Annotated in this window: 14 protein-coding genes; 12 read left to right on the forward strand and 2 right to left on the reverse strand. The window is 49.9% G+C overall.

Annotated elements, in window-relative coordinates:
* Window positions 1-61 precede the first annotated feature (61 nt).
* Window positions 62-991 (forward strand): helix-turn-helix transcriptional regulator, encoded by a 930-nt coding sequence (locus tag F0L74_RS10125; RefSeq protein ID WP_149837750.1) that lies wholly within the window; start codon window positions 62-64, stop codon window positions 989-991.
* 119 nt (window positions 992-1,110) lie between these two features.
* Here the strand turns inward: F0L74_RS10125 and F0L74_RS10130 are convergent, their stop codons facing one another.
* Window positions 1,111-2,223 (reverse strand): family 20 glycosylhydrolase, encoded by a 1,113-nt coding sequence (locus F0L74_RS10130; protein ID WP_149837751.1) that lies wholly within the window; start codon window positions 2,221-2,223, stop codon window positions 1,111-1,113.
* A 101-nt stretch (window positions 2,224-2,324) separates the two neighbouring features.
* On the opposite strand from F0L74_RS10130, the gene F0L74_RS10135 reads away from it, so the two are divergent.
* From F0L74_RS10135 to F0L74_RS10145, 3 genes are all read left to right on the forward strand, one after another.
* Window positions 2,325-3,404: an AI-2E family transporter gene (locus tag F0L74_RS10135; RefSeq protein WP_149837752.1), complete on the forward strand. Its 1,080-nt coding sequence runs from the start codon at window positions 2,325-2,327 to the stop codon at window positions 3,402-3,404.
* A gap of 22 nt (window positions 3,405-3,426) precedes the next feature.
* Window positions 3,427-3,921, forward strand: coding sequence for a GNAT family N-acetyltransferase (locus F0L74_RS10140; protein WP_149837753.1), 495 nt, complete (start codon window positions 3,427-3,429; stop codon window positions 3,919-3,921).
* Between the two features lie 276 nt (window positions 3,922-4,197).
* A complete protein-coding gene (locus tag F0L74_RS10145; RefSeq protein WP_149837754.1) occupies window positions 4,198-4,611 on the forward strand; it encodes an EamA family transporter in 414 nt (137 codons plus the stop codon).
* 125 nt (window positions 4,612-4,736) lie between these two features.
* Here F0L74_RS10145 and F0L74_RS10150 read toward each other — a convergent pair whose 3' ends face one another.
* Window positions 4,737-5,390 (reverse strand): helix-turn-helix transcriptional regulator, encoded by a 654-nt coding sequence (locus F0L74_RS10150; protein ID WP_149837755.1) that lies wholly within the window; start codon window positions 5,388-5,390, stop codon window positions 4,737-4,739.
* A 156-nt stretch (window positions 5,391-5,546) separates the two neighbouring features.
* On the opposite strand from F0L74_RS10150, the gene F0L74_RS10155 reads away from it, so the two are divergent.
* The 8 genes from F0L74_RS10155 (at window position 5,547) to F0L74_RS10190 (ending at window position 12,458) form a co-directional block, all read left to right on the forward strand.
* Window positions 5,547-6,098, forward strand: coding sequence for an NADPH-dependent FMN reductase (locus F0L74_RS10155; RefSeq protein ID WP_149837756.1), 552 nt, complete (start codon window positions 5,547-5,549; stop codon window positions 6,096-6,098).
* A 216-nt stretch (window positions 6,099-6,314) separates the two neighbouring features.
* Complete coding sequence (locus F0L74_RS10160; protein WP_149837757.1) at window positions 6,315-6,641, forward strand: HesB/IscA family protein; 327 nt, start codon at window positions 6,315-6,317, stop codon at window positions 6,639-6,641.
* Window positions 6,642-6,723: 82 nt separating this feature from the next.
* Window positions 6,724-8,169: a Fe-S cluster assembly protein SufB gene (sufB, locus tag F0L74_RS10165; protein ID WP_149837758.1), complete on the forward strand. Its 1,446-nt coding sequence runs from the start codon at window positions 6,724-6,726 to the stop codon at window positions 8,167-8,169.
* 44 nt (window positions 8,170-8,213) lie between these two features.
* A complete protein-coding gene (gene sufC, locus F0L74_RS10170; protein ID WP_149837759.1) occupies window positions 8,214-8,969 on the forward strand; it encodes a Fe-S cluster assembly ATPase SufC in 756 nt (251 codons plus the stop codon).
* A 94-nt stretch (window positions 8,970-9,063) separates the two neighbouring features.
* Window positions 9,064-10,371 carry a Fe-S cluster assembly protein SufD gene (sufD, locus tag F0L74_RS10175; RefSeq protein WP_149837760.1) on the forward strand — a complete coding sequence of 436 codons (1,308 nt, stop codon included), beginning with the start codon at window positions 9,064-9,066 and terminating at the stop codon, window positions 10,369-10,371.
* A 69-nt stretch (window positions 10,372-10,440) separates the two neighbouring features.
* Window positions 10,441-11,691, forward strand: a complete 1,251-nt coding sequence (locus tag F0L74_RS10180) for an aminotransferase class V-fold PLP-dependent enzyme (RefSeq protein ID WP_149837761.1) — start codon at window positions 10,441-10,443, stop codon at window positions 11,689-11,691.
* A gap of 11 nt (window positions 11,692-11,702) precedes the next feature.
* On the forward strand, window positions 11,703-12,128 hold the full coding sequence (locus F0L74_RS10185; RefSeq protein WP_149837762.1) for a SufE family protein: 426 nt from the start codon (window positions 11,703-11,705) through the stop codon (window positions 12,126-12,128).
* A gap of 15 nt (window positions 12,129-12,143) precedes the next feature.
* On the forward strand, window positions 12,144-12,458 hold the full coding sequence (locus F0L74_RS10190; protein ID WP_149837763.1) for a DUF59 domain-containing protein: 315 nt from the start codon (window positions 12,144-12,146) through the stop codon (window positions 12,456-12,458).
* The last annotated feature ends 70 nt before the right edge of the window (window positions 12,459-12,528 follow it).

The raw sequence follows: 12,528 nt of genomic DNA on the forward strand, positions 1-12,528 counted from the left end.
TTCTGTGTGGTAATTAGTTAACAGCAAAAAATAACCCTCTTAAAAACCTGGAAAAACTGACATGAAGCCCAAAGCACCTACAAGAGAGCAACTGGAACAATATGCCCTGCGCGGTCTCGGTTACGCGGATGATCACGTGATGGAGTCGTTTAATATGAAAAATGTGTCTGACTGGCTGGGGATCTCTTATTCTTATTTCTATCACATCTTTGCGGAGATCATGGGCGAGCCGTACTGGCAATACGTAAAACGGCACCGGCTGGAGCTGGCGGCGGGTTTACTGCGGCATAGTGGTTATAATATAGGCGAGATCAGCGATCTGTCCGGCTACGCCACCATGGCGGCCTTTACCAAGGCCTTCACCAACCATTTTGGCAGAAGCCCCCGGTATTTCCGTAAAATAGAGGAGCTCCCTAATGAAAAAAGGACCCTGGAGCTAACCGCCATGATCACCGCCGTGTATGCACAGCAGGGAAGCACTATCAGCGACTTCTTCAGCTTTGACCGCGCGGAGCACGTTATACTCCCCGATGCGGTAATGTACTATACCCTCATCTCCTATGGCCAGGACCCCATTGCCCAGCTGGTGATGAAAATGAGCTATCATGAGCAACGCTTCCGGAAAATGCTCGATACCCTCGACCTGCCTCAGGGCAAGATCATTACCGGCACCCTCGATGCCGTACCCGTAACAGATTATGAAAAGCTTAGTATGTATGCCGGCGTATCCCTGCCGGCTAAAGATCTACAAGCCCACTTGCAGTTTGGCGCCCAATTCCCCCACCTGATCCATAAACGGCTGAATGGCGGCAACTACCTGCGCCTGCAGGTACCAATGGATTTTGTGACTGCCGGCGTACCCATGTACGATTTTATTAACCGCTGCTGCCGCCAGGGCATCTATAAAATGAGCGGCAACCACTTCTTTATCTCACTCACTGGCCCCAACCTCTGTGAGATCTATATACCTTATATGAAACAACTGCTCTGATTCTATTGTGCGGATGTGCTGATGTGCAGATGTGCTGATTAGTATGGTCATTCCATAATCAAATCAATACATCAATTAATCTATTCATCAGCACATCTGCACATTAGCACATCAGCACATTATTTAAACACTGCCTTAAAGCAATTCGTCTGCGTATGCAGCGAATCCTCATCATTCCTGCGGTTCACGATCCTGGGACCGCCATAATATTCGCGCAGGAAAGCAGGCGCCGGTGACCAGATCGTCTGCATGATCCCCTGGTACATAGGCTTCATCTCTTTGGTTGCGCTGGCCTGGAAACGTAGCATATCATCCAGCTGCTCCGTAGCTACCTCTGGTTTACGCCAGGGGCAGGTGATCACCCGCAATCCCTTCATGGCAAAATATACTGCAGATTTATCCGCCCGGTCATAATGCCAGTCGCAGATCATTACATCCTTAGGGATCATATCCACAGCGCGGTACGTGTTATTAAGACTGGCCTCCCACATACCCATACCGGTGGTCTTGCCATCCAGCAGGCGGTCGCCCCAGATCCAGAGCTCACGCCCCTGCAAAGCCAGGTGATCGCGCAACGTACGTACCTCGCCGGCAAACAGCTCCGCCTTATCACGGCCGCCACAGCGGGGGCACTTATCATCCCCTATATAAAATACCTCATCCATACCGGCATGAAAGGCATTGGTCTCAAACACTTCACAGATCTCATCCATCAGGTCAAATACAACCTTATGCACTTCCGGGTGCAGGGGACAGTAGCTCTTACAGTATAGCCCGTCCGCGTTAGGCCATACATAATTCTCCGGCATCTTTACATGCGGGGTTTCATCAAACTGCGGGTACACCCGCAACAGGCTGTTTAAAGTACCTGCCCATGATTGATGCCCCAGCAGGTTCACCTGCGGAATAATGCGGATCTTATGCTCCTTACAGGCCTTTACCAGCCTGGCCACATCCTGTTTGGTAAGCGCACCCTCATCCGCCAGCTCCGGATGCCGCTGGTAGCGGTAGTTATAATCCACCCGCAGCACCAGCGTATTGATATGCCTGGGCGCCAGCTCCTTATGGATAAAGGTGATAAAACTGTCCACGCCTGCAGCAGGCGGAGCAGCAATACAAAAGCCGCGCACCGGCAAACTGTCAATATTATTTTTGGAAAAAGACTGTGAGTAGCCCCTGAGGCCGGACAGTACTAACAGGCAGGAAATCAACAGGTATAGTTGTCTTTGCATGGTTAATGGGTTTATCGGTTGACGTGAACTTTAAACTACTAATAAACTTATAAACCAACAAACCGGGAAAGCGGTTATTTTTGAATAAATGTTTATACCGGATGAACGAGAGCAAACTACCTTTTACCGCACGCCTGGCCTATACCCTACTGTCGCTGGTGCTGATCATATACATTGCGCACTTTAGTGCCACCATTGCCATTCCGCTGCTGTTTGCCTCGCTGGTAGCCATTATGCTGCTACCCATCGCCACCCAGCTGGAACACTGGGGCTTTTCCCGGGGACTGGCGGCCTTTACCGCCGTATTTTTCTTCGTGATAGCATTGCTGGGGGTGGTTACCCTCCTCACCACGCAAATGGGTGCTTTTGTATCTGACTTCCCCCAGCTGCAGAAACAGCTCATAAAAAGCCTGGATAGCTTACAGGTATGGATAAACGCACAATTCAACATCAACGCGCATAAACAATTGGATTACCTGGAACAGCTGGCCATGGGCACCCTGGGCTCTGCCACCACGTTCCTGAGTCAAACCCTTGGCGCGGTATCCTCCCTGTTCATCTTCGTGATCTTCGTATTGCTGTACTCCTTCTTCCTGCTCTTATACCGCTCCCTGCTGGTTACCTTCCTGGTAAAATTCTTCGAAGAAAAACACCGCGACAAACTGGTAGATATCATCCAGCAAACACGCTTTATTATCAAAAGTTATGTTAGCGGCTTAATGATAGAGATGATCGTAGTAGCCATTGTGAACTGCGTTATCTTCTGGATGCTGGGCATTAAATACGCCATGCTCCTGGGCATCATGGCAGCCGTATTTAATATTATCCCTTACCTGGGCATCTTTACCGCCATTATACTCTGTATGATCGTTACCCTTACCACCGGTACCCTGGGCGCCACCTTCCAGGTGGGTATTTCCCTGTTGATCGTACACTTCCTGGATAGTAATATATTATTACCCCGTATCATGGGCTCCAAAGTAAAGATCAATGCCCTGGTGACCATCATCGGCGTAGTGACCGGCAACCTGTTATGGGGTGTGCCCGGTATGTTCCTGGCTATTCCTGTCATTGCCATGCTCAAGATCATTTTTGAGCGTATCGACAGCATGCACCCCTGGGCCATCCTGTTGGGAGAGCTGCCGGAAAAAAGGAAGCTGCGCCCTGTGAAAAAGAAATAACAACTTTTGTACATTTGGCGCCATGTTTTTAGAATTCAGAAATGCGCTCCCTTCCGATCTGCCTGTGATCGTAGACATCTATAATACTACCATCGCCTCCCGTATGGTAACGGCGGATACTACACCCGTAACAGTCGCAGACCGCGAAGCGTGGTATCATGCGCACACACCAGAACGCCGTCCGCTGTGGATGGTAGAAATGGACGGCCAGACCGCCGGCTGGGTAAGCCTGCAATCCTTCTACGGCCGGCCCGCCTATAATGCCACGGTAGAGATCAGCATTTACCTGCACCCGGATTTCCGGGGCAAGGGCTTAGGAAAAGCCATCCTGGAATATGCTATTGCGCAATGCCCCGCCCTGGGCGTTCAGACCCTCTTAGGATTTATTTTCGCCCACAACACGCCCAGCCTGCAGCTGTTTGAAAAAATGGGCTTTGCAGAATGGGCCCATCTGCCAGACATTGCAGAACTGGATGGCGTAAAAAGAAGCTTGAAGATATTGGGCAGGAAGGTATAATAATCCGTTTGATTTTTCCGATATTAAACTTCACGGATGATATTAAAAAGGGAATGATATCCCCACCTTCAGAAATGTATAATTATTTCATTTTAACGCAAAAGCCACCGCGGCGCAGCAAGAACAACGATCGTAAATAAACCACGTATCTGATACGTATAAAGGCGCCTGTCTTCTCAGACAGGCGCCTTTATTTATAGCCCATGCTATTAAAAAATATAGCCAACCCAATCCCCCTCAAACTACCTATCTTTATTTGAACCAATTCTCCCTCTTATGTGGTGGCTTTATGCCTTACTCTCCGCGCTTTTTGCCGCTCTCACCGCCATCTTTGCCAAAATCGGCGTGTCAGACATCAATTCTAACCTGGCTACCGGCATCCGCACCTTTATTATATTAATAGTCGCCTGGACCATCGTACTCGTACGCGGCGAAGCCAAAGGTCTCAATGGCATTTCTAAGCACAGCCTGCTGTTTTTAGTATTATCCGGCCTGGCTACCGGCCTGTCGTGGATCTTCTATTTTAAAGCCCTGCAGATCGGCAAGGTATCCCAGGTGGCCCCGGTAGATAAGTTAAGCGTAGCGCTGACCATTATATTATCCGTTATTTTCCTGCACGAAGCCCTTACCTGGAAAACAGCAGTTGGAGCCCTGCTGATTATCAGCGGTACTATGGTGTTGATATTTTAAAAAAGGGGGTAAAATAATGGGCATTGGGGTCAGTGCTTACCTTGCGCTCTCCTATAGCGCTCCTGGGGAGTAAAAGCGCACTTTCCCTGGAGTAAAAGCGCACTCCACCCGTAGTAATAGCGTACTCACTCCCCTTTCAACTCCAGTAAACCGGCAAAGTCTATCCGGTAAACACACCGGTGATCGCCGCTGGCAATATGTTCCGCGCGGGAAACGGTCACCTCATCCCCAAGGATGGTGCGGAAAGTCCGTAATTCTGACTGGCAAATATTCATACATTGGGTAGCAGCGCTGCAGATCGGGCAATGGTTCTCTATAAATAGAAAACCTTCCTCATCCTGGCGCCATTCCGCCAGGAAACCTTCTTCCGTGCGGATGGCCGCAAAGCGGGCGATCTTATCACCGATCCCGTCCACACCCTCGAGGGCACTAAGGTATCTTTCCACCTGTTGTTGCTCCCGAGCGGAGATCACCTGGTCCAGGGCTTCCTGTCCCAGCTGATGACGGATAGTGTCTATAAGCTGCAGTGTTAGTTCTGCATGATTGTCCGGAAAATGCGCATTTCCCTGGGCCGTCAGGCTCCATACCTGTACCGGCCGCCCTACCCCGCGTGCACTGGTAGCGGCTACCACGAGTCCTTCCTCTGCCAGTTTCAGCAATTGCAACCGTGCTCCTTCGCCCGTGATGCCCAGTTCGGCAGCAAGCGAAGCAGCAGTTTGCGGTCCGCGGGTCTTTAAAAGCACCAGGAACCGGTCGGCAGCCGTTTTGATCTTTGGCATATAATTTTCCAAGTTATTACTTGTTTTATTGTCAAATCTCGTAATTTTGTACTAGTTAAAAAAATATTGTTGTAAGGTTATACGACCTTTGCGAGCAACACTCCCTGGATCATAACGTATTATAACAATTTAATCCACTGACAATTAAAGAGTTAAATGAACGTATTGATATTTAATGGTTCCATGGATGACCGTCCCGTTTCCACCGCTGGTAAACTGGTAGGTTACTTTGAGGACCAATTCCGGCAAAAAGGCTTCACCCCCCAGGTGTTTAGTCCGGCCAAAGCAGACATTCCGTTCTTTGATCCCGCTAAAAACGAAACACCCGCCAGTGTAAAGGCCATGTGCGAAATGTTCTGCAATGCGGAGCTCCAGGTTTGGCTAACGCCTTTATATCATGGTAGCATGACCGGGGTAATGAAAAATTGCCTCGACTGGCTTGAGCTCACCAGCAGGCACGGCCGCCCCTATTTAACGGGAAAGGTCGTAGCTTTGGTGTGCTGGGCCGGCGGTACACAGGCCATGCAGGGCATTAATGCCATGGATGCAGTAGCCAAAGCTTTACGCGCATGGGTACTGCCTTTTTCCATTCCGGTACTGAAAGATCATTTATTTGATGCAGATACCAGTAACTTTACAGCCCCGTATGAGCAAAAGCTGGGCCAAATGGTAACGCTACTAGCGGATGCGAAATCACGGGTAGCTTGATTACCAATTGGTTAGCCTTTAGCAATTAGCATTTAGCTAGAGACTATATTGCAGTAGAATGGGTTAATTTAGCCGTTATTGGCCGCAGGGGCCACCGGAAAATAAATAAACGATTAGCTATCAGCTCAAAGCCAATAGTTAACTATAAAAATCGAAACATCTGATAAACAGCCTGTTAGCTAAAAACTAACGGCAAACGACTAAAAGCTTATTATTATGATTACCGTATCAGAAAAAGCAAGCGTATACATAAAGGACCTGATGGTGAGGGAAAGCCATGCACCTGGCACCTTTGTGCGTGTGGGCGTAAAAGGCGGCGGCTGCTCCGGCCTGGAATATGTGATGAAATTTGAGACCGGCGAAGAGTCTGGCGATCAAATATTTGAAGATAAAGGCGTTAAGATAGTGGTACAAATGAAAAGCCTCCTATATCTTTACGGCACAGAACTGGACTATTCAGACGGACTGAATGGCAAAGGCCTCTTTTTCAATAACCCCAATGCCACCAGAACTTGTAGCTGCGGGGAGAGCTTCGCAGTATAGACCAGTTTCAGGCGTCCGGTGAAGGATCATAGCATAAGGAAGCAACGCATCGCACGGCTGAACCGCAAACAGACAAAGTAGTATGAGAAACAGTAACGAGATAATCGATGATATTGCCAACAAGGAATATGAGTTTGGCTTTACCACCGATATTGAAATGGATATAGCGCCAGCTGGTCTCAATGAAGAGATCATCCGCTTTATCTCCGCCAAGAAAGAAGAACCGGAATGGCTGCTGGAATGGCGCTTGAAAGGATACCAGGCATTTAAGAAGATGCAACTGCCCTCCTGGCAGCATTTTCCTATGCCTGCCATCGACTTTCAGGCCGTTTCCTATTATGCCGCTCCCAAGAAGAAGAAACAACTGGCCAGCCTGGATGAAGTAGACCCTGAACTGCTAGCGACCTTCGAAAAACTAGGTATCCCCCTTAACGAACAAAAAGCCCTTTCCGGCGTAGCCGTAGACGCAGTGTTTGACAGCGTTTCCGTAGCTACCACCTTTAAAGGCAAATTGAAAGAGATGGGCGTGATCTTCTGCTCCTTTGGAGAAGCTGTACGCGAACACCCGGACCTGGTAAAAAAATACCTGGGATCTGTAGTGCCCCACTCCGATAACATCTTTGCAGCTTTGAATGCCGCCGTATTCTCCGACGGTTCTTTCGTATATATTCCTAAAGGAGTGCGCTGCCCTATGGAGCTGAGCACTTACTTCCGCATTAATGCGCAGAACACCGGTCAGTTTGAACGCACACTGATCATAGCCGACGATAACAGCTATGTAAGCTACCTGGAAGGCTGTACTGCTCCCATGCGGGACGAGAACCAACTGCATGCTGCCGTGGTAGAACTGGTAGCCCTGGACCATGCGGAGATCAAATACTCCACCGTGCAGAACTGGTATCCTGGTGATAAAGACGGGAAAGGCGGTATCTATAACTTCGTGACCAAACGCGGTATCTGTAAAGGCAACAGCAGCAAGATCTCCTGGACACAGGTAGAGACCGGCTCAGCCATCACCTGGAAATACCCCAGCGTGATCCTGCAGGGCGATGACGCACAGGGCGAATTCTACTCCGTTGCGGTAGTACGTAACAAGCAGATCGCAGACACCGGTACCAAGATCTACCACCTGGGCCGCAATACCCGCAGCCGGATCATTTCCAAGGGTATTTCTGCCGGACAGGGCGATAACACCTATCGCGGACTGGTACAGGTAGGTCCCCGCGCACACAATGCCCGTAACTTTACCCAGTGCGACTCACTGCTGATCGGTAACCGCTGCGGCGCCCACACGTTCCCGTACATAGAGTCCAGGAACAAAAGCGCTACCGTAGAGCACGAAGCTACCACCTCCAAGATCGGGGAAGACCAGATCTTTTACCTGAACCAGCGCGGTATCGATACTGAAAAAGCGGTAGCCCTTATCGTAAACGGCTATGCCAAGGAAGTACTGAACCAGCTGCCCATGGAATTTGCGGTGGAAGCCCAGAAGCTCCTCTCCATCACACTGGAAGGCAGCGTAGGATAATATATTACGTAAACGAACAAAACAACAGAGAAACAAAACATATCATGCTGACGATTAAAAATCTGCACGCAGAAGTAGACGGGAAAGCAATATTGAAGGGTATTGACCTGGAGATCCGCAAAGGTGAAGTGCATGCCATTATGGGACCTAACGGTTCCGGTAAGAGCTCCCTGGCTTCTGTGCTTGCAGGACGCGAAAATTATACGGTGACGCAAGGCGAAGTGAACTTCGACGGCAAAGAACTGCTGGAGCTTTCCCCGGAAGACCGCGCCCGTGAAGGCGTGTTCCTGGCTTTCCAATACCCCGTGGAGATCCCCGGCGTATCAAACCTTAACTTCCTTAAAACAGCGCTGAACGAAATACGCGCATATAAAGGCCTGCCCGCCCTGGAAGCTAAAGAGTTCCTGAAACTGACCAAGGAGAAACAACAACTGGTGGACTTTAACGCCAACCTGATGAACCGCTCCCTGAACGAAGGCTTCTCCGGCGGCGAAAAGAAACGTAACGAGATCTTTCAGCTCGCTATGCTGGATCCTAAACTGGGTATACTCGATGAAACCGACTCCGGTCTGGATATCGACGCCCTGCGTATTGTAGCCAACGGCGTTAACAAACTGCGCGGCCCGGAAAAATCCTTCCTGTTGATCACCCACTACCAGCGTCTCCTCGATTACATTATCCCTGATTTTGTGCACGTACTGTACAATGGGCGTATTGTAAAGACCGGCACCAAGGAACTGGCCCTGGAACTGGAAGAGAAAGGCTACGACTGGCTCAGGGAAGCAGAAGTGCACGTTTGAGTGAATGAATAATGAACCAATGACTGATTAATAACCGGGCAGCCACAACTGCCCTGACTATTAATTATTCATGCTTAATTATTAACTAAAAGGGATGACACACGACATAACAATACCATTCTACCAATATATACTGGAAGGCGGCAATGGCCTTACACCCAAGGAAGATGTGCTGTATGCCACCCGGCAGGATGCCCTGGCTCGGTTCCGTTCCCTGGGCCTGCCCGATCTGAAAACAGAGGCATGGCGCTATACCAACATCCAACGCACTTTAAAGGAACAACCTTTTATACTGCAGCAGCAGCCTTTACCCGTAACGGCCAGCCAGGTTGCCCCGGCTGCCATTGCAGACCTGCCCTGCTACCGCGCTGTACTGGTGAACGGTCACCTGCAGCCGGAATTATCTGATCTGCCGGAGATCAAGGACATCACCATCAGCAAACTGAGCGAAGCCTCCCAACAGGCAGGGTTCAAAGCCCATTTTGATAAGCACCCGCACCTGGCAGACCAGCCTTTTGCGGCGCTTAACACTGCCCTGTTTGCAGATGGATTGTATATAGAGCTGAAGAAGAATGCCATACTGGATAAGCCCCTGCACATTGTACATGTGTATACGCTTTCCCAGCACGCCTTCCTCCAGCCCCGCCACCTGTTCATCGTACACCCGCATGCTTCCGGCGCCATCATAGAAAGTTCCGTTGGGCTGCATGATGGCGTAGTAGCTTTTGTAAACAGCGTAAGCGAGGTGATACTGGAAGAGAACGCAGAGCTGTGGCATTACAACCTGCAGAACACCGTACAGGACAGCCGGCATGTGACCCATACCGCTATCCTGCAGCAGGCCTACAGCCGTTACCATCACCATAACTTTGCTTTGCCGCAGGCTAACCTGATCCGTAACAACCTGAGCGTAGCGCTCAAAGGCAGCTACACAGAAACAGACCTCCATGGCCTGACCCTGGTAACGGAACAGCAGCATGTAGACAATCATACCTTCGTGGATCACCTGGTACCCCATTGTAACAGTAATGAGCTGTACAAGGGCGTGCTGCTGGATAACGCCAACAGCGTATTTACCGGCCGCATACATGTGCACCAGGATGCCCAGAAGACCAACGCTTTCCAGCAGAACAACAACCTGCTGCTCAGCGAGAAGGCCAACATCAATTCCCAGCCCCAGCTGGAGATCTATGCAGATGATGTGAAATGCAGCCACGGTTTCACCGTAGGCCAGTTCAGCGAAGAATCACTGTTCTATCTCCGCTCACGCGGCATTGGCCAGGAAGCGGCCAAAACCCTGCTGGTGAACGCATTTGCCTTCGACATCACCGACCAGGTACATATCCCGGCCCTGCAGCACTACCTGACAGAGGAGATCCTGCGGTATGTAACCAGGAACTAATTAATAATGATTGATTACGAATTACGAAAACCCGTTTCGTAATTCGTAATTGAAAATTTATCATTGAATATGGAACACGTATCAACAGCTATAGCACCGGTATTGGATGTGGCGCGCATCAGGGAAGACTTTCCGCTGTTACAACAGGCAAAGGTCTTTGGCCAGCCGGTGGTATATTTTGACAATGGCGCCACTACCCAGAAACCGCAGATAGTACTGGATACGCTGGAACAATACTATAAGAACTATAACAGCAACGTGCACCGTGGCGTGCATCAGCTGAGCCAGCAGGCTACAGAAGCCTATGAGCAGTCCCGCAGAACGGTAGCCGCTTACCTCAATGCCAGACATTCCCACGAGATCATCTTTACCAAAGGCACCACAGACGGTATTAACCTGGTGGCCAGCAGCTTTGGCCGCAAATTCCTGCAGGCCGGGGATGTAGTGATCATCTCCGCTATGGAGCACCATTCCAACATTGTGCCCTGGCAGATGATCTGCGAAGAAAAAGGCGCTGAGCTGAAAGTGGTCCCCATCAATGAGCGTGGCGAGCTGCTGATGGATGAGTACCGCCGCATGCTGGATGAGCGCGTAAAGATCGTGTCCGTTACCTATGTGTCCAACACATTGGGTAGCATCAACCCGGTAAAAGAGATCATCGAACTGGCGCATGCGCGCAATATCCCTGTTTTGCTGGATGCTGCGCAGGCAGTACAGCACATCAGTATAGATGTACAGGCGCTGGACCCGGATTTCCTGGCCTTCTCCGGTCACAAGATCTACGGGCCTACCGGTATAGGCGTATTATATGGCAAAGAAGAATGGCTGAACAAGATGCCCCCCTACCAGGGCGGCGGCGATATGATCAAGACCGTGACCTTTGCCAAAACTATCTATAACGAGCTGCCTTATAAGTTTGAGGCCGGCACCCCGCATATGGCAGGCGCCATAGGGCTGGAGGCCGCCATCAAATACCTGCAGCAGGTAGGGCTGGATAACATCCGCCACTACGAAGAACAACTACAGGCATATGCCCTGCAATCCCTGGAGCAAGTGGAAGGCCTGCGTTTTATAGGCCAGGCAGCGCACCGCGCGGGCGCTATCTCCTTCCTGGTGGATGAGATACACCCCTATGACCTGGGCGAACTGTTGGATAAACAAGGCATTGCTGTACGTACCGGGCACCATTGCACAGAACCACTGATGGACCTGTTTAAGATTCCCGGCACCGTACGCGCCTCCCTCTCCTTTTACAACACTTTTGAAGAAGTAGATAAGCTGGTAGCCGGCGTTAAAAGGGCTGCCGCCATGTTGCGATAAAATACCGGATAATGACGATCAACGAAAAACAGGATGAGCTGATAGCAGATTTTTCCCTGATGGAGGAATGGATGGATAAATACGAATACATTATTCAACTGGGAAAAGAACTGCCACTGATTGACGCACAATATAAAACGGACGATAACCTGATCAAGGGCTGCCAATCCCGGGTATGGCTGCATACGGAGCTAAAGGATGGGAAACTGTACTTTACCGGCGATAGCGATGCCGTGATCACCAAAGGATTAATAAGCCTGATGATAGCCGCCCTCTCCGGTCATACGCCCAAAGATATTGCTACATCAGACATCTACTTCATTGACGCCATTGGCCTCAGCAGCCACCTGTCCCCCACCCGTTCTAACGGGCTGTTAAGCATGCTGAAACAAATGAAAATGTATGCGGTGGCATATATGGCCAAACTGAATAACTAAAACAAACACACGATCATGGAACAGGCACCATCATTAAGGGATCAGATAGAAACCACGCTCAAGACCGTATACGACCCGGAAATACCGGTAAATATCTTTGAGCTGGGACTGGTATACGAAATAAAGATTGGCGACAATAACCGTGTAAATATCACTATGACCTTAACCGCGCCGGGCTGCCCGGTAGCCGGCGATATCATAAGGGAAGTAGACGAGAAGGTGCGCGGCATAGAAGGTGTGTCTGATGTAGATGTGCATCTTACCTTTGAACCCGCCTGGACCAAGGAAATGATGAGTGAAGAAGCCCGCCTGGAGCTTGGATTCCTTTGATTATGATCAGTTTAATATAACTAAAGCGGCCGTCTCATGATGTATGAGACGGCCGCTTTTTATTTGACAG

It is taken from the genome of Chitinophaga agrisoli (assembly GCF_008386695.1).
In the GTDB taxonomy this organism is placed as follows: domain Bacteria; phylum Bacteroidota; class Bacteroidia; order Chitinophagales; family Chitinophagaceae; genus Chitinophaga; species Chitinophaga agrisoli.